The 22,844-nt window shown below is 60.9% G+C and carries 21 protein-coding genes; 8 read left to right on the top strand and 13 right to left on the bottom strand.

The window, feature by feature from the left end; genetic code table 11:
- Positions 1-71: 71 nt before the first annotated feature.
- Positions 72-998, top strand: a complete 927-nt coding sequence (locus AAC691_RS15325) for an alpha/beta hydrolase (protein ID WP_342627524.1) — start codon at positions 72-74, stop codon at positions 996-998.
- 201 nt (positions 999-1,199) lie between these two features.
- Here the strand turns inward: AAC691_RS15325 and AAC691_RS15320 are convergent, their stop codons facing one another.
- The 3 genes from AAC691_RS15320 to AAC691_RS15310 form a co-directional block, all read right to left on the bottom strand.
- Entirely contained in the window at positions 1,200-2,054 is an 855-nt protein-coding gene (locus AAC691_RS15320; protein ID WP_342627523.1) for an oxidoreductase, read from the bottom strand.
- Positions 2,051-4,432, bottom strand: coding sequence for a TonB-dependent receptor domain-containing protein (locus tag AAC691_RS15315; protein WP_342627522.1), 2,382 nt, complete (start codon positions 4,430-4,432; stop codon positions 2,051-2,053). The genes AAC691_RS15320 and AAC691_RS15315 overlap by 4 nt, the downstream gene beginning before the upstream one ends.
- Positions 4,433-4,591: 159 nt before the next feature.
- Positions 4,592-5,548 (bottom strand): PDR/VanB family oxidoreductase, encoded by a 957-nt coding sequence (locus AAC691_RS15310; protein ID WP_342627521.1) that lies wholly within the window; start codon positions 5,546-5,548, stop codon positions 4,592-4,594.
- Positions 5,549-5,756: 208 nt separating this feature from the next.
- Here AAC691_RS15310 and AAC691_RS15305 point away from each other — a divergent pair, with 208 nt between their 5' ends.
- Both AAC691_RS15305 and AAC691_RS15300 read left to right on the top strand, forming a co-directional pair.
- Positions 5,757-6,833, top strand: coding sequence for an acetamidase/formamidase family protein (locus AAC691_RS15305; protein WP_342627520.1), 1,077 nt, complete (start codon positions 5,757-5,759; stop codon positions 6,831-6,833).
- Between the two features lie 23 nt (positions 6,834-6,856).
- Positions 6,857-8,128 (top strand): MFS transporter, encoded by a 1,272-nt coding sequence (locus AAC691_RS15300; RefSeq protein WP_342627519.1) that lies wholly within the window; start codon positions 6,857-6,859, stop codon positions 8,126-8,128.
- Here AAC691_RS15300 and AAC691_RS15295 read toward each other — a convergent pair whose 3' ends face one another.
- The 6 genes from AAC691_RS15295 to AAC691_RS15270 all read right to left on the bottom strand — a co-directional run bounded on the left by AAC691_RS15295 (position 8,129) and on the right by AAC691_RS15270 (position 14,693).
- Positions 8,129-8,752, bottom strand: coding sequence for an isochorismatase family cysteine hydrolase (locus tag AAC691_RS15295; protein ID WP_342627518.1), 624 nt, complete (start codon positions 8,750-8,752; stop codon positions 8,129-8,131).
- Positions 8,749-9,957, bottom strand: coding sequence for an MFS transporter (locus AAC691_RS15290; protein ID WP_342627517.1), 1,209 nt, complete (start codon positions 9,955-9,957; stop codon positions 8,749-8,751). Before AAC691_RS15290 ends, AAC691_RS15295 begins: the two co-directional genes overlap by 4 nt.
- Before the next feature lie 287 nt (positions 9,958-10,244).
- Positions 10,245-11,450, bottom strand: coding sequence for an SRPBCC family protein (locus AAC691_RS15285; RefSeq protein ID WP_342627516.1), 1,206 nt, complete (start codon positions 11,448-11,450; stop codon positions 10,245-10,247).
- Between the two features lie 28 nt (positions 11,451-11,478).
- The gene (locus AAC691_RS15280; RefSeq protein ID WP_342627515.1) at positions 11,479-12,303 is read right to left on the bottom strand and encodes a TauD/TfdA family dioxygenase; all 825 of its coding nucleotides are present in this window, start codon (positions 12,301-12,303) and stop codon (positions 11,479-11,481) included.
- Complete coding sequence (locus tag AAC691_RS15275) at positions 12,304-13,587, bottom strand: peptidase M20 (RefSeq protein ID WP_342627514.1); 1,284 nt, start codon at positions 13,585-13,587, stop codon at positions 12,304-12,306.
- Complete coding sequence (locus AAC691_RS15270) at positions 13,584-14,693, bottom strand: LLM class flavin-dependent oxidoreductase (RefSeq protein WP_342627513.1); 1,110 nt, start codon at positions 14,691-14,693, stop codon at positions 13,584-13,586. The genes AAC691_RS15275 and AAC691_RS15270 overlap by 4 nt, the downstream gene beginning before the upstream one ends.
- A gap of 12 nt (positions 14,694-14,705) precedes the next feature.
- Between AAC691_RS15270 and AAC691_RS15265 the strand changes: the two genes are divergently transcribed.
- Positions 14,706-15,848 carry a helix-turn-helix domain-containing protein gene (locus AAC691_RS15265; RefSeq protein WP_342627512.1) on the top strand — a complete coding sequence of 381 codons (1,143 nt, stop codon included), beginning with the start codon at positions 14,706-14,708 and terminating at the stop codon, positions 15,846-15,848.
- Between the two features lie 147 nt (positions 15,849-15,995).
- On the opposite strand, the gene AAC691_RS15260 is transcribed toward AAC691_RS15265, so the two are convergent.
- Together AAC691_RS15260 and AAC691_RS15255 are read right to left on the bottom strand one after the other, a co-directional pair.
- Positions 15,996-16,481: a VOC family protein gene (locus tag AAC691_RS15260; RefSeq protein ID WP_342627511.1), complete on the bottom strand. Its 486-nt coding sequence runs from the start codon at positions 16,479-16,481 to the stop codon at positions 15,996-15,998.
- A 42-nt stretch (positions 16,482-16,523) separates the two neighbouring features.
- Positions 16,524-17,396 (bottom strand): TauD/TfdA family dioxygenase, encoded by an 873-nt coding sequence (locus tag AAC691_RS15255; RefSeq protein ID WP_342627510.1) that lies wholly within the window; start codon positions 17,394-17,396, stop codon positions 16,524-16,526.
- 89 nt (positions 17,397-17,485) lie between these two features.
- Here AAC691_RS15255 and ygiD point away from each other — a divergent pair, with 89 nt between their 5' ends.
- Positions 17,486-18,415 (top strand): 4,5-DOPA dioxygenase extradiol, encoded by a 930-nt coding sequence (gene ygiD, locus AAC691_RS15250; protein ID WP_342627509.1) that lies wholly within the window; start codon positions 17,486-17,488, stop codon positions 18,413-18,415.
- On the top strand, positions 18,415-18,924 hold the full coding sequence (locus tag AAC691_RS15245) for a flavin reductase (protein WP_342627508.1): 510 nt from the start codon (positions 18,415-18,417) through the stop codon (positions 18,922-18,924). Before ygiD ends, AAC691_RS15245 begins: the two co-directional genes overlap by 1 nt.
- Before the next feature lie 53 nt (positions 18,925-18,977).
- On the opposite strand, the gene AAC691_RS15240 is transcribed toward AAC691_RS15245, so the two are convergent.
- Positions 18,978-19,883, bottom strand: a complete 906-nt coding sequence (locus tag AAC691_RS15240; RefSeq protein ID WP_342627507.1) for a LysR substrate-binding domain-containing protein — start codon at positions 19,881-19,883, stop codon at positions 18,978-18,980.
- A 102-nt stretch (positions 19,884-19,985) separates the two neighbouring features.
- Between AAC691_RS15240 and AAC691_RS15235 the strand changes: the two genes are divergently transcribed.
- Entirely contained in the window at positions 19,986-20,330 is a 345-nt protein-coding gene (locus AAC691_RS15235) for a hypothetical protein (protein WP_342627506.1), read from the top strand.
- 96 nt (positions 20,331-20,426) lie between these two features.
- The gene (locus AAC691_RS15230; RefSeq protein ID WP_342627505.1) at positions 20,427-20,915 is read left to right on the top strand and encodes a 2-thiouracil desulfurase family protein; all 489 of its coding nucleotides are present in this window, start codon (positions 20,427-20,429) and stop codon (positions 20,913-20,915) included.
- A gap of 359 nt (positions 20,916-21,274) precedes the next feature.
- Here the strand turns inward: AAC691_RS15230 and AAC691_RS15225 are convergent, their stop codons facing one another.
- Positions 21,275-22,768, bottom strand: coding sequence for a PLP-dependent aminotransferase family protein (locus AAC691_RS15225; RefSeq protein ID WP_342627504.1), 1,494 nt, complete (start codon positions 22,766-22,768; stop codon positions 21,275-21,277).
- Positions 22,769-22,844: the final 76 nt, after the last annotated feature.

The raw sequence follows: 22,844 nt of genomic DNA, 5'->3' as shown, positions 1-22,844 counted from the left end.
GGAATGTTCCGGAATTGATAAAGGGATTGTGTTCACTCACGCCGCTCACGCGCCCCTCGGAGGCCAGACCCATGACCAACCTCGACCACCCCAACTTCACCCGGATCCGCCATCCGATTTCCGCCGTCGAACGCGAACTGGAAAAGGGCGTCGTGGCGAAAATCGTCGACCACTTCCACACCTCCTCCGGCACGCCGCGGGAGACCTACGCCGCCATGCACGACTGGACGCCGATCGCAGACGGCGTCGTGACAGAGCCCGTCGAACAGGACAGCGTTTCGGGTGTGTGGGTGCGTCCGGCCAATGCGCTGGCGAACCGGGCCATCCTGCTCATCCACGGAGGGGTGTACATACTGGGGTCGGCGCAGGCCTATCGCGGCCTGGCAAGCCAGCTCGCGGTCCGCGCGGGCGTCGCCGTCTTCGTCCTCGACTACCCACTGGCGCCCGAACATCCCTTTCCTGCGGCTCCGAACGCCGCAGCGGCGGCGCTACGCTGGCTCGCCGCTCAGGGCGTCGCCGAAGTGGCCTTAGCTGGCGATTCCGCCGGCGGCGCGCTGATACTGGCGGCCTTGGCCCTCTGCGGGCCGGGCGCGCCGAAGGTCGCGTCGGTGGTGGCCTTCTCGCCCTGGCTCGACCTGGCTTTCACCGGCCCGTCATTCACCGATCCGCAAACCCACGATCCCGTCCTCACGCGGGAGATCCTGCGGGGCGGCGCCGGCGCCTACCTGGCGGGCGCGGTCCCGACGGATGGGCGCGCCTCGCCGCTCTACGAGATTCCCCAGAACCTGCCGCCTATTCTAATCCAAGTCGGCGAGGATGAGCTTCTGCTGGACGACTCTCGCCGGTATGCAGAGGTCGCGGCCATGCGCGGCGGCGAGGTGCAGCTCGACGTGTTCGAGGGCCTGCACCACGTCTTCCAGTCGTCGGTGAGCGCTTTGCCCAGCGCGCGGCGCGCCCTCGACGACACGGCAAGCTTCATCGCCACGCACTGGAGCTAAGGCCTCGTCGATTCAGGCCAACCGGCCCGGAATGTCGTGCTCGTTCATAGCGCTTTTGTGAACGCCTCCGGCTGGGACAAGGTCGCGGTCCTGCTCCGCGAACGAGGTTTCAAGGTCATCCCCGCTGACCTCGCCTGGCGACGATGTCACCGCTACCCGCGAAGCGATCGCCGCGCAGGATGGAAACTGCAACCTTGAGAATCAGTCTTTGTTCTTGATCCCCACGGAAAGAATCATCGAACGCCAATGCGAGAAATCTTTCTTCAGCATCGCGATTTCTCTCTGCGCGTATCGGAACGCATCCTCGCCCAGCAGAAGGCAGCGAGGTGGATCGGCCGCCCCGATGAACGTCATAATGACCTGCGCCGCCAGAACCGGATCATTCGGCTCCTCGCCTCTATGCCCGGTCAGAATAGCTCGGGCTTGATGCGCTGTTTCAGCGTAATCCGTCATATTTTCAATCGAATCTTCCAACGCACCTCCCGCGAAGCCGGTTTTCAGGCCACCGGGTGCCACGTTGATCACCTTGATCCCCAGTGGCTCGACTTCCATCGCCAGCGTGCGCCCGATGCATTCCATCGCGAATTTCGTCGCGCCGTAAATCCCTGTTCCAGCCCACACCGCCAGTCCGCTGACCGAGGTGATGTTGACGATATGCCCGGACCGACGCGCGCGCATGGCTGGAAGGACCGCCTTGATCACCGCCAACGGCCCGAGAACATTGACATCGAAAATATCGCGGACCTGTCGGAGGGATGTTTCCTCAATGGCGCCCGTCAGCCCGTATCCCGCATTGTTGACAACGACGTCCAGCGTCCCGGCCCAACCCTCGGCTTCTCTGACTGCCGCGCGGATTGCCTTCTCATCGGTCAGATCGAGCGCAATGACGCGCAGGCAAGCCCCATATCGCTCCTGAAGGTCGGGAGCCGCCGTCCGCTGACGTGACGTTCCCACAACGCGGCCCCCAGCCGACAAAACCGCTTCGGCCAGCGCATATCCCAGACCACCTGAAACGCCCGTAATGAACCAGGTTTTTTTCATCGCGCGATCGCTCAAAAGCTGTATCCGATCGTGCCGACGAATTGACGCGGCGCGATATACTGTTCGCTGGTCTGGTTCGTTCCATACGGATCGGTAAACCGTGAGTTTACACCCGCAGTGTCGGCAAGATTGGTCGCGGCGAAAGACATACGCCACTGGCTTGCCTTGGGCTTGTATTCGAGAAAGGCGTTGAAAATGAAATAGGCCGGAACATGATCGAGCGAAGGGTTGTCGATAATCCGTGCCGCATAGTTGCCGCGATAGATATATTGCGCACGCGTCAGGAGCGTTCCGCCGGGCACGTCCCAGAGATAGGATGCCGACAGAGACGCCTGTACGTTCGGCATGCCAGGCGCCTGATTGCCTTTGACGTTCGGCGCCGAAGCTTCGACAGAGGCCCAGCACGCGCTATTATAATATTGCCCACCATAGGCACATGCCGGAGAAGAGGCATAGGCCGCGCTGACCGTGGAGGCATCGAGCGAATGATAGTTCGACGCGATGCGGCTTTTTTCCAGCGTCAGTGACCCATCAATTCTCAAGCGCTCATGAAAAGCCAGATAGGCGCTTTCCATCTCGATGCCGTAGAGATTGATCTTCGGAACGTTGGCGATGCCGTAGGCATAAGGATACGGATCATCCGCGATATACTGCATGTTGCGATAATTCGCATAGAATGCCGCGATGTTGAACATGAACCGGTGATGGAAAAACCAGTTTTTCGCGCCGATCTCGTAATTGAGAATACGTTCGGCCTTGAATTCCTGACCGATGACTTTCGCCGTCGGATTTCCGTTCACGCCGCCAGGTTTGTAGCCCGTGCCCACGGAAAAATAGACCATGCTCTCGATGCCTGAAGACGGGCGCGTCAGATCATAGTCAAGCTCGGCTTTCCATGTCGGAATTTTGGTCGAAAAACTGTGCTGACTTGAACTGTTCCCGTAAGCTGAAAAGCCGTCGCTACTCGAACTGTAGCGGTCGTAGTTGAAGCGCGCGCCACCCTTGAGGTGAAGGCGATCCGTGATGTGATAACCAAGCTCGACATAGGGCTGGACAGCAAAGCGCGTCGCCGTCTGCTTGTTCCCGTACGTCAAGGTGGAGGGCGCATTCGTCATGAGATTCTCGGGCACCGGATAACTCGGCCACCCGGTATAATCCGTGCCGCCGAATTCGCTGACGTAGGCATGGCCTCTTTGCCCCATGAGAAAAAGACCGACTTCCCAGTCGATCGGCATCGGCTTGCGCGACTTGAGCGCGATCGTCTCGGAATAATTATTCATCGTATTGTTGTTGTTCGGCAGGACATCATACTTCCCGAGTATGCGCTCGGTGACATGGGCATTGTCATATTGTTCGTGATTGCGAACATGCTGCGCCGCCGTCACGGATGTGAGTTCGACGAGCGAGGTCTTCCAATCGAGATTGAGATGATAAAGGGATGTCGTCAAAGAACTCCGGGCGGGATAGTCCTGATTCACGACGCGCGGATTGGTCGACGTATCGAGAATATTCTTCTGCTCGGCGCCATGGGGTGTGGCGTTGTACCATTGCCCCGTCAGGGTCGCCGTGAAGTTGCTGATTGGCTGCCATTTGATAGCGAGTTTTCCGGCATTGTCCTGCGCGTCATCGAGATCGTACCGTCCGAGATAGGGCGAAGTCGTGTGGGCAAACCCGGTATGGGTATAGGACTGGAAAGACCCGCGGATGGCGAGATTGCTGGTGATCGGCACGTTGAGCTGCGCGCGCCCTCGGGCAAGGTTGTAATTGCCGCCCGAAGCTTCGACCCTTCCGGAAATCCGGTCGAACGTCGGATCGGCGGTATTGATCACGATCGCCCCACCCGGCGCGCTCTGGCCGTACTGGGTGGCCTGCGGACCGCGATACACCTCAATGGAATGGAGATCGAAGAACGTCTGGTCCAGAGATACCGAATTGGCGATATAGACGCCGTCGATATAGACGGCGACGCCCGTGGACGTCGTGAGCGTGTTCTGCGCCGTCTGCATACCGACGCCACGAATCTGAATATTTGTTTGATAGCCAGCAGTTTTTGCGATGTTGAGTCCCGGCGCGAGCCCGTTCAGGCCGGAGAGGCTGGTCACGTTCTGGTGATCCAGCGTCGTGGCGCTGATGGTCGTCACTGAAGTGGGCGTTTTCTGGACATCGACAGTGCGCACGGCAGCCCGGACCTGAATAGTCTCGGCCGTCACCGAAACTTTCTCCCGCCCTTTTGAGGGCTTGCCAGCCGACGCCTTCTTCCCGTCCGCGACATGGCTCGCCACCTTGCCCGAGGCCGTGCCGGCGCTGGCCTCGCTCGCGACGCCCAGCGAAACGACAAGGGACAGGGCACCGCTGTTCAACGCGATATGACGGAGCCACGAAACTGTGCGCATGAGCTTCTCCTTGCGTCGCATTCTGCCACCGCGGGCGCGAACCGCAACTGCAGCATGTGAAAGAGATTAGAGAACGTGTGAAAAAACCTTCTTGCTTCTGGCGTCCGGGTTATGTTCTGAAAACGAAATATGTTCGGACTTTAACGTTCCGATGACGGATCAGAGGTTCAGAACGAGACGCGACGTTTTCGCGCCGGAGCAGCAGATCATCATGGTTTCGCCGCGCGCCTGTTCCTCGGCCGTCAGCACGCTGTCGCGATGATCCGCGATTCCCTCGATCACGCGCGTTTCACACATCCCGCACACCCCCTTGGCACAGGAAAAAGAGGCGCTGATGCCCGCCGCACGAACGGCGTCGAGAATGGTCTGGCCTGCGCGCACATGAATGAAGCCGCCACTTTTGGCCAGAACAACCTCGAAGCCTCCCTCGGCCGCAGGCGCTGCCACGGCCGTGAAATGCTCGCGATGGCGCTGAGAATCCGGGAAGCCCGCGAAGGCGCGATCGAACGCCTCCATCATGCGGACCGGTCCACAACAATAGACATGCGCGTCCGACCTGCAAGCGGCTGCGATGGCGTCCAGAGACAGGCGCTCTTGAGCATTTGCCGGAAAATACGTCTTCAGACGGGCACCGGCCTGTTCGCGGATGTCGGCAAGAAAGGCCGCCTCGTCTCCACTGGATGCGGCGTAGTGCAGCTCCCAGGAGGTGCCGATCTGCGTCAGGCGCTGTACGAACGACCATAAAGGTGCGATCCCGATCCCCCCTGCGATCAGCACATGATGCGGTGCAGGCTCGAACAATGAAAAACGGGCGCGCGGCGCACCAACCTTCAGGATGCCATCTACCGAGAGGTTTTCATGCAGCCATGCCGACCCGCCCCGACTTTGTGACTCGCGCAGGACAGCAATGTCGTAGGCATGATGTGTTCCTGGCCGGCTGGTCAGGGAATACTGACGGATCAGACCGTCTCCGGCAGGTATATGAACGTCGATATGCGCCCCGGCCACCACCGGCGAGACAGATATGCCTTCCGGAGGTTCGAGCGTAATGCCGACAATCCGCGGTGTCAGCCGAGCGATGCGGGTGACGCGCATCGGCAGGATTGGATCGGTCATGGGAAATTCGCCATCGTCAAAAGAGTGAAGAAGCCCTTTTGCTGACAACCATGGGTGCCTTCACAAAAACAAGACCGGAAAAGACCTTGTGCGCGCGTATCAAGGATTGGGGCGTTCTGGCACAATTTGAAGCCTCGTCTTGTCATTATAATGTTGCTCGAGGGCATCGTTCCGACATCGCATGCTCCATCATTATAGAGGTATCGTCATGGTTCTCATGTGTGACTCAGGCTCCACGCGCCCGCTCGTTGCGCCCGCGGCCCTCCACCACCTCAGGGCCACGCCGCAGAATGTGCATTGGGGTTACTTCGACGCCGCTCTCGCTCCGGCCCTCATCGTCGAATCCGGCGACCTGATCCAGGCCGAGGCGCTGACGCATCATGCAGGGGATGACCCCACCCTGCTGATGGACGATGCCATGCACCAGATCTGGCGCGCGATCCCCGAAGCCGACCGCAATCCCGGCGTGCATCTGATGACCGGCCCGATCTATGTCCGCGACGCCAGGCCGGGCGACATGATCGAGGTTCGCTACCTCTCCATGACCCCGCGCTTTCGCTACGGCTCGAATCTTGCAGCTCATTGGGGGCAGCTCTATTCCGAGCTTGGCGAACGCGAACGCGTCACGATCTACGGCCTTGACCCGGCCACCAACACCGCCGAAGCGCTCTATGCCTACGACGTCAGCGAGAAATATCTCATTCCCGGCCGAATCACGGAGTGCCCCGAATGCGACCGCCAGCCTTCACTGGCCGGAGTACGCGTTCCCGTCCGGCCCCATCTCGGCACCGCAGGCGTCGCACCTGACGTGCTGGGACGGGTGAGCACCGTCCCTCCCGGCCTTCATGGGGGCAATATCGACAATTGGCGCATCGGAGCGGGTGCCACAATGTATTACAAGGTACAAGTGGATGGCGGCCTGTTCTCGATCGGCGACCCGCATATCAGCCAGGGCGATGGTGAAATCAGCGGCACGGCCATCGAGGCCTCGCTCGACGTACTGTTTCAGGTCGTGCTGCGCAAGGATTTCACCTTCCGCTCTCCGCTTCTCGAAACGCCGGATCATTTCATCGTCCACGGCTTCGGCGACACACTCGATATAGCTGCCAAGGAAGCCTCCCTCGACATGCTCTCGCTTCTCAAGGAGACAGGCCTTTCCGCCGATGATGCTTATTCGCTGCTGTCGATTTCCGGTGATCTCGCTGTAACGCAGGTCGTGGACGGAACGGTCGGCACGCACATGAAGATCCGGCGCGACATCTTACCCCCCGGCCGAAAATCCTGACCCCCGCAGCAAGGAGCCCGCATATGAGTCCCGCGATCCCAAGGCGTAACGAAATCGGACTGATGAGCGCCTGTACGGTCGGCGCGATGATCGGTGTCACGCCGGTCGTCATGATCACGTTTGGCCTGTTTCTCGCCTCGATCTCAGACGCGTTCCACTGGTCGCGCGGTTTCGTCAGCACGGCGTTTCTCATGCTCTCGCTCGGCATGGCTGCTGGATCGCCGATCGCCGGGCGTCTCTCCGACCTTCATGGCACGCGACGCACGATCCTTGCCGGTTTCGCGGTCTATGTTCCAGCCTTGGCTCTGGTCGGCCTTCTGCCAGCCAATCATTTCGCATTTCTGGCGCTGTTCGGGGCCATCGGCTTTGCGGGTGCGCTGCCGAGTACGATGATGCTGGCGCGTGTCGTCGCCTCATGGTTCGACGCGCGGCGCGGCGTCATGCTCGGCCTCATGGCGGGACTGGGCAACGGCATCGGCGCCAGCGTCATGCCTGCCTTGGCGCTGTGGATCATGGCACACACCGGCTGGCGTGCGACCTATCCGTTGCTGGCCCTCGTCATTGCGGTGGCGGCCCTTCCTATCATCTTCATCGGGTTGCGCGATGCGCCGGCCCCTATGGCATTACCGAGTGTCCGCGCCCAGGAAATCCCCGCGGACGACATCGCCTTTCCTCCTGAAGCATCAGGCGCGCCAGCCCGACAGGATACGCTCGGCAGCGCCGCGCGTCAGCCAGTCTTCTGGATCATCCTGCTGACCATCGCTGCCGGCGCGGGCTGCATCACGGCCCTGATCGCCCATCTCGTCCCGATTCTGACGACACGCGGCATTCCGGTTCCGAAAGCCCTTCTGGTCATGTCCGTCATGACGGGAACCTGCGCCGTATGGCAGGTCGTCATCGGCCATATCATGGACCGCACACGGGCGGGACGCGCCATCACACCGTTCTATCTGGCGGCACTCGCGGGCATCCTGCTGCTTCAGAGCCAGCACTTCATCGCCATCGTGACCGGAGGCTTCACGGTGGGCGTCGCGATGGGCACGGAGTTCGGCGCGCTGCCCTACGTGGTTTCACGCTATTTCGGACTGGCCGCCTATGGCCGGATCGCCGGTGTGATGTATGCGGCCGTCATGCTGGCGCAGGGGGTTACACCCGTCTTGATGGATCTGTCCTACGACCACACGGGGGACTACAGCTGGTCGCTCCGCGCTATGACCGTCATTTTCGCGTGCGGCAGCCTCGCGCTGTGCGCCCTGCCGATCTATCCGGAACGGGCTGCCATTGCGGCGGCCTGATCAGCCCGTGTTCCAGGCCGTCACGATTTCCTGAGTCATGACGGGTGTGGCGCAGTGCGTCGAGAGGATTGCCAACGCGTTCTCATGCGTCGCCACGTCGAACGCCGCGCAGGCATCACTGGCGATGAATACGTCGAAATCGCGATGGAAGGCATCGCGCGCAGTGGCATCCACGCAGCAATCGGTCGTCAGTCCACACAGAACGAGGCTTTGGATACCGTCTGCATGCAGACGCGTCTCCAGATCCGTGCCCGCGAAGGCGCTGTAAAGCAATTTCTCGACCTGCCGATCTCCAGCCGCCGGGGCGACACGATAATAGTCCACACCAGGCGTCCCGGCGCGGCAGATCGCGATGCCATCCGCCATGCCGGAGCGCACCATAAAACGCTTGAGGGCACGGGAATCCGTTTCAGGCCGCGTGACCACACGGACGAACCATGGCGTCACACCGGCTTTGCGGGCGGCCGCGATCAGCGCCTCGATACGGGAAATGGCGCTCTCGACCGGCTCAAGCGCCATACCGGCATGGGCCATGGCAAAGCCGGGCGCGCCGAAATCGTTCTGGGCGTCGATCACCAGAAGCGCGGTGCGCGACGGTGCAATTTCCTGTGGCGAGAGCGTCATGCATCGTCCCGCAGGTTGGGACGACGCAGGAACGTGACGGCCACCGTCAGCAGAAGGCCCATCGCCCCGAACACCATGAAGATCGCCCGGAAGCTGCCTGTGCTGTCATGAAGCGCGCCGCCCAGCCACGGACCGAGCGCGGCCGCCGTGGAGATCAGGCACATGGTCGCGTAAAGCTCCAGATTCTGCCGCGTGCCGAAATACTCCAGCAGCAGCATGGCACTGGCCACGTAGGACAGCCCCACGCCAAACCCCATCGTCACCACGAACACGCCGAGCGTAAACGCGCTCTGGGGGAGAAGCAGATCCACCGCCGCCAGTGTCATGGCGCCCGTCGCCGCGACCGTCAGCACGCGCGCGCCCATGACCCGCCCGACCTCACCAGCCAGGAACGAGCCCGTCGCCGCCAGAAGCGCGACCATGGACATCATTTCCGCGGCATGAGCCGAAGACAGGCCATGCTCGGTGAAATGCTGCACGGAGAAACCATGCAGGGTGGTGCTGATGGCCAGACAGCCCGTATAGGACGCAACGATCACCCAGAACGCAGGCGAACGCAGCGCCGCTTTCGCAGGCCAGCCTGCCGTGCGGATTCTGTCGTCATGCGCGTGATCGAAAGGAATGCCACGTACGACAAGCGCCGCCACGATCCCGCACAATCCCGTTGCCCCGGCACACAGCCACCAGAACGGACGCCAGCCATGAAACGTGCTGTCCACACCGAGGTAGAAAAGCGGACCGGCGATCGACCCCAGCCCCCCGACACCGAAATAGAATCCCATAGGGCGGCTTGAGCGTTCGAACAGATTGGCCACGACGTAATTGCCCGGCACCGTCCCGCCGATGGTGAATGCACATCCGATCAGCATCGTGCCGAGATCATAGGCGAGCTTGCTGGACGCCATCGCAAGCAGGGCGAAACCGAGGGCCAGCAGCACACCCGCACCGACAAGCGTCGCCACGATCCCGAAACGCCGAATGGCCATCGCGGGGAGAGGGCTGGTCAGGCCACAAGCCAGACCCAGAAGGGTGAAGCCGAAGCCCGCATCGCTCCAGTTCAGCCCAAGATCGCTCACCATTGAGGGCAAGACGACGCCAAGCGCATTGAACGACCCGGCCATAAGGAAAAAATAGAGCGCCGTCACGGCTGCCAAGGCGAAAAACCGCCGGGCCGCCGAAGGCACGACTGGGTTCGCTGGCGTCATCACAACGATATCCTCAGTGGGAACGGCGAGAGACATGGGAGGGTTCTCCACCTCACGGACCCTTTCCCGGGGGAAATCCAGGGTCAAATTGTCAGAAACGCTGGCCGTGGGCGCTCCTGCGACACAGCCCGGCATCTCTCGACGCTAGACCGCGCGACAGGGATATTCTTGCGCCATGCGAACGGATTATATTCCGATCACGCAACTTCGGCAAATGCGGTCCATTAAAAAACCGTTACAGGCTTTCTCCGGCGCTACCATATGTCGGTCCCCAGCCTTTCACAAAATCATGCGACCTGACTTTTCCCTTTTTCTGCATTCCGTTCCGCCCATGCCTTACGATAGCGTGGGACGAGCCATGTGTTGAACAGGCGTTGCGCGCCTTCCTGCCAGGAATAACGCCCGCGCGGCGCGAAGCGTGACCGCAACCCGATCTGCACCATCTCATCGACATGCAGATCCTGATCGATGATCTCGCTTGCAGCCAGGAAGCCCATGGCCATTTTCTGCGCATACGCCGGATCCGCCTTGGCGCGCGGCGCGGTAAGCACGCCCTGATCGACGCGATGGCTCTCAGGGCCATCCGCACGCAGGATGAGATAGATGACCGAATCCACCGTCATGACGAGCGAGAGCGTCGGCGGGATGTTGGCGAACACCATACGATGGCGCTCATCGGCACTGAGCCCCGGAAAAACCGGCAGGACTGCGCGCTGCGTGGCGTTGAAGGCAGCGTCGGGGTGCAGCGTGCGGTTGGTGCGGTAATAGCCCGCCGTGTCATGGGGCAGATCGTCTGGAAACTCCGCCAGTTCGCTGGGGATGAAGTCATGCAACGGCCCCTGATGCAGCTTGCTGGCATGGTAGCCGTCGTTGTTGTTCTCGAACATGACCTTCCAGTTCCAGGGATAACGCTGCTCTTCGGCCGGCTTGTCCCCTGCGGCGTTCGGCAGATCGTAGCCGCGCAGCACGTCCGAGACCCTGGCGAGACGCGGGGCGAGCGGCGCAGCGTCCCTGTCGAAATTGATGAAGACGAACCCTTCCCAGATTTCGAGCGCGAAGACCGGAAGGTTGAAGTCTTCCTTGTGAAACCTGCAGGATCGTTCCATCGCGGGCGCAGCCGCCAGCGAGCCGTCCAGCGCATAGGTCCAGTGATGATAGGGGCAGACGAAGGCGCGCGTCTTGCCGCTGCCCTCCGCGACCAGCATGGCGCGATGCTGGCATACGCTGGACATGGCACGCAGGACGCCGTCGCGACCGCGCGCAACGATCAGCGGCTCGTCGGCGATGAAGGAGGTGAAATAGTCACCCGGGTTGGCGGCCCAGGATTCGCGGCCGACACACAACCATTCCTTCGCGAAGATCGCCTGCTTTTCGAACGCGTAGAAGGCGGCGTCGGTATAGCAGAGCGGGGGCAGGCTCTCGGCTTCTTCCGTGGGAAGGATGGAGGTGTCCATCGCGTCGAACAGGGCATCGTCGAGGGGAAGACTTGTCATGGTCAATCCAGATCGCAAATGGAGGGGATCAGAAAGGCTTGTCACCGGCGACGGTCACGCGAAAACCGGACCGCGTCTGGGGGAAGTAGTCCCAGATCGCCTGATGCTGTGTGCAGCGGTTATCCCAAAACGCGATGGAGTTCGGCCGCCACCGGAAGCGTACCTGGAAATCCGCCGCCATGCAGTGCCGATAGAGCATGTTCAGCACGGCATCGCTTTCGAGCTTGGAAAGCTGCGGAATCCTCGTAGTGTAGGACTGGTTCACGAACAGGCATTTGCGACCGGTTTCGGGATGCGTCCGCACAACCGGATGTTCGCTGCATGGAAACGTCTTGCCGTTATTGCCGACGATCGGGCGATACACATGCTCGCCGTCATGAATCGCTGTCAGCCCGGCGAGAAAATGCCGCATCGGCGCGGAAAGGGCCTCATAGGCCGCATACATCGACGAAAAACATGTATCGCCGCCATATTCCGGCACGATCTTCATCGTGAGGATGCTGCCCAGCGGCGGCTCGGCATTGCAGGAGAGGTCAGAGTGCCAGTTCTCGCCGGCGACGAATTTGGAGTTGGCGTCGGCGTGGATGGCGACGACTTCCGGGTAATCAGGCAAACCCGCCACACCAGAATGGATCGCCAGAGCTCCGAAAGCGCGGCCCAGACGCAGATGGTCCTCATGCGAGATCGGCTGATCGCGAAAGAAGATGACTTGATGACACAAAAAAGCATCCCGCAGGCCTCTCAGCGTGGGCTCATCGAGCGGGCGCGTCAGGTCCACCCCATCGATTTCCGCGCCGATCCGCGCTGTCAGCGGCCGGGCGATGACATTGCCTTCAAGACAGATCGCATTCATTCACTGAACCTCCGAGGCCGCCACGCCACAAACCTCGATCGCGGTCCGGGCGTAGAGCAGCGTTGCCGTCACGAAATCGTCGAGCGTCGGTCGCCAGCGGCGCGGCCCGAACGTGACCGCCGGAATCCCCGCGCGGTTGTAGACATTGTGGTCGCGCCACATGGAGGCATAGACCGGATCGGCCACCTCCAGTTCCACCCCGCGCACCGCGTGACTCGCCGCGTTGATGGCCCCGAGCAGCGGCGAAACCGCACCCTCGTCCGCGACGGCTCCCTGACGGTAAGCAACGCAATCGAGCGCGTGCGGACCGATCCCCTCGAGCACGGCTTTCATCTCGCGGCGGACATCCTGCACGCGATCGACAGCCGAAAGCCCGACCTCGACGTAAAGCGCGCAGACACCCGTCCCGCCGCCGAGCGCGTAGGGCAGGCCGCCGCGAATCGCCCCGATCTGGACCTTGGGGACCGTCGTTCCCCATGTCGTTTCGAAGCGATGTTCGCGCTCGAAACGCGGCGCCCAGGCGTGAAGCCGCGCGATCGCGTCACCCAGCCGGTAGATCGGGTTGGGATGACCTTCCAGTGGAAGCGTGGCGTCGAACAGAGGCGTAAAGATCTGTTCGCCATGGAGGCTAAGACGGAAGATCGCATAACCCGCCCCCTGCGCCGTGACCGCAAAGTCCGTACCCTCGGCGGCGATCATGAAATCCGGAGCCGTGCCGCCATTGGCCAGAAGATAGGCCATGCCCACATCCTTGCCCGATTGCGCCACGCCCGCGCGTCCATCCACCGGGTCGGGACCGATCTCGCCGGGACAGGCCGCCAGATGCAAGCACCCTGCCAGCCGGATGTCGGCCTTGCGGATCAGGGAGGCGGCCATCAGGAAGCAGGCCATCGGCCCGCGATCATTAGCCACCGCCGCCCCGCTAAAAACCCCGTCCCGCTCCGCGACCGGCTCTTCCGGGGGGGCTCCCGGCGGTACGCACCAACGCGCGTCCTCGGGGTCCAGACCGCCTTCAGTGTCCAGATGCGATGCGATCAGAAGATCGCGCGAGGCCGCCGCCGCAGGGGCATAACCGCCGATACTGCCCACCACGTGGAAACGCTCCGGCACGGCAGCCACGCGGCGCGGCCGGAAGCCTTCCGACGCCATCCACTGCTCGACATACTCTCCGGCCTTACGCTCATGGCCCTGAGGCGAGGGAATGCCGCACAGCTCGAGGATGCGCCGACGCAGCACATCGCGGTCCAGCAGCGCGTCAAGGCGCCGTGTGAGGGCATCGGTCATGCGCCGTAACGCGCCCGCAGCGCGGGAAGGACATTCTGGGCCAGCTTTTTCAGCCCCGCTTCGTAATCCGGGAAGATCAGCATGAGGCCATCGAGATCGGTGTCATCAATGGCCTGCTCGATGCGCTTGACGATCGTCTCTGCCGAGCCCGCGATGTGCGGTGCCATAAAACCGGTGCGCGCCCGCGCCGTCATGGCGTTCTCCTTGCCGATCTCGGCGTCGATCACCCCGTAGGCACGCAGCATATTACGGAACCCTTCGGCGTCAAAGCCATCGCGGAACACATCCATCATCGCTTCCGCCTCGGCATCGGTCTCGCCCTGGACGATGATTGCCATCGCATAGGTCCGCAGGCGACGCCCGGCGGCCTTGGCCTTTTCCTTGGCACGCCGGCTGATGGTCCGCATCTCGGCGTCATCCCGGCCACCGATGAACAGCGCGTCCGTGTTGTGGATGGCGAAATCCATGCCCTTTTCGGACTGACCGGCAGCCACGATGAAGGGGCGCGGCTTCTGAAGCGGCTTGGGTTCCGAGATGCAGTGGTCCAACTTGACGTATTTCCCGTCGAGCGTGACTTCGCCGTCTTCTTCCCAGAGGCGGCGAACCGCCTCCATCCACTCTCCGGCATAGTCGTAGCGCGCATCATGTCCCAGCGTCTCGGGCCACACACCCATCTGGGCGAATTCGTCCCTGAACGCGCCCGGCACGACGTTGAGGCCCGCGCGTCCGTTGCTGACCTGATCAAGGGTCGCGATCATCTTGGCGACGACGGCCGGGTTGTGTAGCAGCGTCTGGAACGTGGTCCAGATTTTCACGCGCTTCGTCTGTGCGGCCAGCGCGCTCATCAGGACGGTGGAATCCAGTGCCACATCCCACTGATGGTTCACGCCGCCGTAACCGCGGAACTTGGCCATAGACATAATGAAGTCGAGCCCGATCTCCTCGGCCAGCAGCGCGGCGCGCCGATTATATTCATAAGAGCCGTCGATCTTCGGCGCGGTCGTCGAGAGAATCCAGCCTCCGTTTGCGATCGGCATGAAGATACCGAAATCCTTCCCTCCACTTTCAGAAGGCAGGTCAAACACCGGGGATGAGATCGTGGGCATGGGGCCCTCTCCTTGTTGCTGGCCAATCGTCTCGTAAACCGATCGCAAGATTCACCGGAATATTACGCATACGTTCCGCTCGGTTCTTGTCTGAATGTGATGCTCATTTGTATGATCTCATGCGACTGGCAGGAGATCAAAGTGCAACCTTGGACATTCGACCTTGCGGATCATACGGATCAGCCCGCTGCGAGCGTATGGCGACAGACACTCGCGCGTCTGTCGCTTCCGGAAGCCACTCTACTCCCCTTGACGGATGCGGAACGTCGCGCCGATCCCCGCCAGCGCACGATCGGGCGGGTCACTCAGGTCGTCACACCGCTTGGAATCGAGATCACGCGCCTGACCGGTTCGCCTCAACGCATCGCAGGGCGCTACTCGGCGCAGACGGACGGCGTATGGTTGGCGATTCTACTCTCCGAAAGCGACCCCGCGGACGCCCCCCCAGCCACACTCGCCTCGAACGGCAAAAGCTGGCCGCTTGGTGTTGGTGCTATCGGTTGCGGCCCTCTGGCGGTGGACGCCGTCCTGACCCTCCCGCGCTCGTTCTTGATGCTCTATGTGCGGCTGCCAAGGCTGGCACTGCATTTCCGACTGCTCGCGCCGACGCCGCTGCGCGTGGGCGTGCTCGACCCGACGCCAGGCATAAGGCGCGTTCTGGCAGGCTTTCTCCAATCCCTCGGCCAGTCGCTCGAAGCCATGGACAACCGGCAGCTTCGGGCCATCGAACTCGCCCTTTCGGAATTGCTGATCGGCAGCGTCCTGAGCGATCCGGCCTATGGCGGGGGCGCTCCGCCGCTCAATCGTCGCATCGCCGCCATGCACAGTCTCTGTCAACTCATCGAATCGGAACTGACCGACCCGGACCTGACCATGACGGCCATCGCCCGCAAGTACGGCATTTCGCCGCGCGGATTGCAGAAGCTCTTTGCCACGACAGGACAGAATTTCAGCCAGTATCTCCGCCAGCGCCGTCTCGCGCGATGTCATGACGACCTCGCCAGCCCTCTTTCGACGCATCTGTCGATTTCTGAAATCTGTTTTCGCTGGGGTTTCAACGACGCCGCGCATTTCAGCCGCAGCTTCCGTCAGGCCTACGACATGACGCCGCGCGAATGGCGGCGGGTGTCCCTTGGCGCTGCCGTCGAGGAGTAAGGCGCCGCGTCGCGGACAGCAACGCCCAACATGGCGCTCCTGAGACGCGGGATCGAAACAGAGACCGCCCTTGCCGTCTTCGTCCGCCATCCTTTCAGATAAGCGAAGCGCGCCGATCCTCCGCAACTGCGTCCTTCGATGAAAACGCTATTCGCGCGTGTAGCTTTCCGGAATTTCCGGGTTCGACCCTGCCTTGCCCCAGAGGAGAATTTCATTCCCCCATGGATCCATGAAGGCGTGGTTGTAACCATCGAACGTGGACCAGTAATGATCGCGCCACAATTCCGTGGCCCCGCGCGCGACTGCCTCCTTGAGAATGCGCTCCGGCGTGTCGTCATCGCCGATCAGCAGCCAGACGCGCGGCTTGCGTCCTTCGAGCGACAGGCTGCGGGGCGCCGCACCATCGGCCTGCGGATGCGGGCGAGCATTGTCCGCCTTGAAAATGCCGACATGCAGATTGCCGATTTCGCTGTCCGTACCATCTGGGTTGCGGAATTGACCGCCCGGCACCATGCGATGGTAAAGTCCTTCCGGCTTAGGATCGTTCCGCCATCCAAAAACTTCAGCATAGAACTGCGCGGCGGCCGAAGGATCATCGGCGGGAATATCGACGAAAATCAGCGTATCAGGCATGAAACCCCGCAAATAGAAACCGTCAGAAAAAACGTGTTGATGTCAATAGGGACGATCGCCCTTGACCCAGAGACGATGCATCGTCCGGATATATTTCTTGTCGTCGAACAACGTGCCGGTATGAAGCGTGCAGCGATTGTCCCACATCAGCAGGTCGCCGACCTGCCATTTATGGCGATAGACGAACTCTTCCCCCGTCATGAACGCCACGAGTTCATCGAGCAACGAAAGATCCGTGGGATCATCCTGCCCGAGAATTTCCGTCACTGTCCCAGTCGAAGGCCACAGCGCGCGACGACCGTCCGTCGGATGCACGCGGATCAGCGGATGGATGACATCCGGATTGTCGCGTATCTGTTCGGGCGTCAGCGTGCGCCGCTGATGCTCGCGGGTCTCCATGAAGTGCCGGTAGGAATGGTGCAACCTGAGTTTCTCAAGCGCCGCCCGACGCTCCGGAGGCAGTGCGTTATAAGCCGCCACGCCATCCGCGAGCAGCGTGTCGCTGCCCTCCTCGGGCACCTCGACCGCGTAAAGCATGGTGCTCATGACCGGCTCTTCCTTGTAGGAATAATCGGTATGCCAGCCCACGCCGTCATTATGCGCGCCGATCGGCCGTCCATTCTCGACCCGGTTGGACAACACGTAGATTTCCGGGAAACCGGACAGCGTGAAGTCCTGAATTGTATGTCCTTCGGGCGTGCCCACCCGATGGATGAAGCGCATCAGCCCCGCCGGGTCGAGCTTCTGGCCACGCATGAGAAGCGCGCCGTGCCGGTTGAAAGCGTCCACCACCGCATCGAGCGTGGCGTCATTGGCCTGAGCGATGTCCAGCCCGATAATTTCCGCGCCAAAGCCTGAGCCGGGCTTGAGCGGAGCGATGCGCAGGGCCGTTTGGGTTGCCACCGGGTCCGCCATGGTCTGCTTCTCCTCTGGATGCCACGGCGACATGCGTCGCCGGATATCGTTTCGATATAGACATCGCCCTGGCGGTGGCGCTTGCCTGAATGCGACGCAAACTAGCATGCACAAGCAAGTTCGCCGACGACGCCATAAAGCCACTTGGCGCGCCGACAACGCCACAGCCATTATGTTTCAACGCCATCTTTGGCGGATCCGAAACGCAGAGGAAACGATCCATGCGCATGCCTGTCATATTTTTCGGACATGGAAGCCCGGTCATCGCCTTGCAGGACAATGTGACCACTCGGCTATGGCGACGCATGGCCCTGCGCGTCGAGCAGGAATATGGACGACCACGCGCGATCGTCGCCATTTCCGGACACTGGCTCACGCGTGGCATCGGCGCCACAGCCATGGCGCGCCCCAAGACCATTCATGATTTCGGCTCGTCCCTGCCACGGCCTCTGTTCGACATCCAATATCCCGCGCCCGGCAGTCCGGACGTCGCCCGCGAGGTCGCGGCCCTTCTCGCGCCCGAGCCGGTCGTGCTCGATGAGAGCCATTGGGGGCTTGATCACGGCACATGGTCGGTCTTGTGCAAGGCGTGGCCCGACGCCGACATTCCGGTGGTGCAGCTCAGCCTCGACATCCGCCGCACACCACGCGATCACTACGAACTGGCCCTCAGGCTCAAGCCCCTGCGCGACGCGGGCGTGCTGGTCATCGGCACGGGGAACATCGTCCACAACCTGCCACGCATGAACTGGGATTCGCAGAACTGCGAACCCTATTCCTGGGCCAAAGCCTTCGACGATCACATCGTCCAGGCCGTCACAGCGGCCGATGCCGACGCCGTCATCGATTACGAGACGTTGGGAGAAGCCGCCATGCTCTCCGTTCCCTCCCCCGATCATTACTGGCCGCTACTCTACGCGCTCGGCGCGGCGGACAAGGACGATCCGGTCGTCTTCGAGACGCGTCACATCGAATACGGCTCGCTCAGCATGACGAGCATCGGCTGGTGGCCGATTTGATGATCGAACCCGTCTCGCCGCATGCATTCCGCGCCGCCATGAGCCAGTTGGGGGCTCCCGTCGTCGTGGTCACGACGGACGGCCCGGAAGGGCGGCACGGGCTGACCGTCTCCGCCGTATGCAGCGTCAGCGACACGCCGGCGACGCTACTGGTTTGCCTGAACCGCGCAAACCGCTCCTATCCCGCTTTCGTGGCCAATCGCGTGCTGGGCTTCAACATCCTCGGCGAAGGCGATCAGGCGTTGGCCACCGCTTTCGCAAGCTCACGCCTCCGGTCCGAGGAACGCTTCGCCCACGGCGCATGGTACGAGGCCGTGACGGGCGCGCCCCTGCTCGACCGAGCCGTCACGTCCCTCGACTGCACCGTCGAAGCGGTCCATATTTCCGGCACCCATGATGTACTTTTATGCCGCGTCAAGGCCATTCGGCATGATGCAGAAGAGAACGACGCACTGGCATGGTTTGATCGGCGCTTCCATGCGCTGCCCAGAACAAAGACCACGGAGTGAAGTCCCCGTGACCAAGGCCCCTTTCAGCGCTTCCCTCTCCAGCGCCGCGCCCTTCATTCTCGACCGCTGGTCCCCGGAGTATGCACGAATTTGGCAGCTTCCTCGCACAACCACTGCAAAAAAGCTGCGACATCCCGAGCCATTGCCTGCGTCTGCGCGATATAGACCCACGTTGCACGTTCCACGGCCACAAATCCTAGCGGCGCGACCAGGCGTCCCGCGCCGAGATCGTCCCGGACCAGAATCTCCGGCGAGATCGCGAAGCCCAGGCCGCCTCGCGCGGCCTGAATAGCGAGCGACAGCGTCTCAAATCTTCTTCCTCCACGCGAACCGACGTCAATTCCCATCGCTGTTCCCCATTCTGTCCAGGCGCCCAGTCGTGATTCTGCATGCAGCATCATCGAAGTCGGAATATCCTTGGCACCCTGCGGCAGGCTCGATTTGCCCGGAGCACATACCGGACCAATCACGTCGCCCATGAGATGAATGCCGACAAGATCGTCGGGCGAAGGGACCAGTTCGCCGACGATCAGCGCATCTACCCGACCCGAACGCAGAGCCGCAACATCAGTGCAGGTCTGAAAGTTCAGGACCGAATCCGGATGCTTCTCCGAGAACGCCTCGATCCGTGGCAAAATCCATTGCGCTAAAAACGTCGCCGAAGATCCAACGGTGATGGATCGCTCCTTACGTTGCCGTCTGATCCTGCTACATTCCTCCTCCAGAAGCGAAAAGGCCTGCGCGCAGACGGTACGAAGGCGCTCCCCGTCCTCCGTCAGCCTAACGCCGCCGCTATGACGCTCAAACACCGCTTTCCCCAGCCAGTCCTCCAAAGCCCGGATCTGATGGCTGATCGCACCATGCGTAAGGCCCAAGGTCGCCGCCGCATGGGTAAAACTCGAAAACCCGGCAACTGCCTCAAAGCTCTTCAATGTCCGAAGTACCGGTAGTTTCCGCATGGCAGTTAAATTCCTTCACATCTTATGTGCATCGAATTAGTTCGGCACGGTCAGCTCGAAGCTCTAATATCTAGCTCAGAAACCTAAGAAAGTCTCAACCTCATGAGTCTCTCGGTGATCATCCGTGAACTGGAGTTGGTCGAGGAAGTATCCTCGCGGCTCGGAAAGTCTGTTACGATATTTGGCAGCGCACGGATTCCGCCGGACAACCCCGTTTTCCGGCTCGCACGCCAAGTCGCCTATGAACTTGCCGCCTCCGGCTACACCGTTATCTCCGGGGGAGGACCAGGGATCATGCGCGCCGCCTCAGAAGGCGCCCGTGAGGCCGGGGGACCGGCGGTCGGCTTCAACATCAGTCTTCCGTTTGAGCCACCCGACATCGGTCTTCAGGACCGGTTCGCACGTCACCGTACGACATTATTGAAAAATGTTCCGCCATTATCATAAAGAATCGTAATATTTTTGTGGTGCGCAAGCGCGGCACTTCGCCTTTAACGCTTTCTTCTGACGCTGCGGCCTCTATATCGAACGGGAGCGCCCCTGATGAACAAGATTTTCGTGAGTGGCTGCCTGACAGGCAAACGCATTCGCTACGACGGCACAGATGCCGGGATTCCTAATGGCATCTTTTCGCAGTGGGAACGGGAGGGGCGGATTGTTTCCGGCTGTCCGGAACTGCTTGCTGGGTTCGGTATTCCTCGACCTGAAGCGGAAATCAGGTACGGTGATGGTGACGCCGTGCTGGACGGTCGCGCCCGTGTCATTGAGTGGGATGGACGCGACGTGACCGATCTCTTTGTGCTTGGAGCACACCGGGCGCTCGAACTTGCGCGTAAAGAAGGTTGTCGATTTGCGCTTCTCAAGGAAGGCAGTCCCTCCTGCGCCACAAGCTTTCTCGGCGAAGCGGGCTTCACAGGCCGCTTGGAGCCAGGATATGGAGTTCTGTCCGCTCTTCTTAAACGCTTTGGTATTACTTGCTTTTCTGAAAACGAGCTGAGCGAGCTGGTCGCCGTGATTTGCAACGAAGGATGACTTGGTAGCCCGAACCCACCGTCACCGGCTGCGATCCAGTGCGCTCAGAACAAATTCGGAGATCAGGTTCCAGATCTGTGGCGGCGCCAGCGTGTAGATGGCGTTGTCAGCAGCGACCGCGTCGGCATTGAGCGTGGCCACTGCGCTCCCCGGGAGGGGAACTGCGTCCGAGCCTCGGGCCGGGCGGCCTCGGCCTGCTCGCGGGACTGTTTGTGCTCTTGGTTGCTCTGTTTTTTGAGTAATTGATTTGCAATCACAAATATTTTGATTACAAAAATTCATGACGAAACCCAAAATTCAATCGAACGTCACGATGGAAATCGCATTGCGGATCAAATAAATTGGAATTGTCGAAAACGTTAAGTACTTACAGATTTCTTTGCGTTCGTTGAGAACGCTTTCACCAGGAGCCGCGTGCCGACATCGGCTTCCTGTTCGGAAAGGCCCGAGAATCCAAGGATTAATTTATCCTGGGTCGGTGCAGAGATATACATTGGCGATACGGGAATAACGATGACACCTTTCTGATGGGCGCATTCGGAAAACTGCTTGTCGTTCTTCCAGGTGCCGGTGCTACGTGCTGTCAGATGAATGCCCTGTTCCGGGGGCTCGACGATCAGATGGTCGCTGAGGCGGTGTTGAAGAAGGTCAACCAGCATGTCGCGAGAAGCGCGATAGCTCTCCCTCAGCCGCCGCAGATGCGCCGGGAAATAGCCCTCGTTCAAAAAATCGGCGATAACCCGTTGCTGGAACGACGGAGGAAAACGGTCGAGCATGGGCCTTACCGCGCTGAAAGCAGGCACAAGATCCGGCGGCACGATCACGTATCCGACACGCAGACCAGGCAATATGGCCTTGCTGAAGGTGCCAATGTAGATGACTCGATTCTCCGTATCCAGCCCCTGAAGGGACGCGATCGGATGTCCCTCATAGCGGAACTCGCTGTCGTAATCGTCCTCGATGATCCAGCACTGCGTGTCGCGCGCAAACGCCAGAAGTTGCAGTCGGCGAGTGAGCGGCAATGCGGAACCGTCTGGATACTGATGAGAAGGTGTGACGTAGATAACCGCAGGACTGAACATCTTATGTTCAACCAGTGTCTCGGTAACCAAGCCATTTTTGTCGACGGGTGCTCCGATCACACGCGCACCGTTCAGCACGAAGGCTCGCCGGGCTGGAGGATAGCATGGGTCTTCCAGGATCACCGTATCCCCTGGGGACATGAGAACGCGAATAGTCAGGTAGATTGCCTGCTGCGCCCCAGAGGTCACGAACACCTGGCTGGCATCGCAGCGAACACCCCGTGATGCGGTAACGTGGGCAGCGATTGCCGAGCGTAACCCCGCATCACCTTGAGCACTGTCATAGCCATCACGGCTATAGTGAATATGGCGACTGGCAATGCGCTCCAGAAGGCGCGAAGTTCGTGTATCGTGAATTACACGACCCGTTACGAAAGCAACCTGAGGTAATTGGGGAAGGCTGATAGGTACGCGCAGCGCCTCGGCCGCCATCACGGAAATGTTTCGGACAGGCTGCCCCTCTTTTTCTCCGAATTGAGCGCTGGCACCTGAAGCGACCGCCGGGAGTCCCGTCGCCACGTAGGTACCCGAACCGTGACGGCCGATGGCATATCCTTCTGCAATCAGCATCTCATACGCATCGGCGATCAGTCCCCGAGAGAGGCGCCATTCTTCTGATGCCCTACGGGTGGAGGGCAAGCGGTGCCCAGGAGAAACTGTTCCAGCGAGAACCGCTTCACGCAGTCGAAGGTAAAGTTGGCGAGCAATCGGGATCGGTGATGCCCGATCTATTGATGGGAGAAAAGCAGCCGCCGCGCTTTCCCTTCGCATGGAATGACCTCACCGTTTTTGCAAAGTGGTTCATCACGGGATGACAAAGTGGCTCTGGAAATTGTTTTGACAGCGA

It is taken from the genome of Nguyenibacter vanlangensis (assembly GCF_038719015.1).
Lineage (GTDB): Bacteria > Pseudomonadota > Alphaproteobacteria > Acetobacterales > Acetobacteraceae > Gluconacetobacter > Gluconacetobacter vanlangensis.
This window is presented reverse-complemented; position numbering and strand designations above follow the sequence as displayed.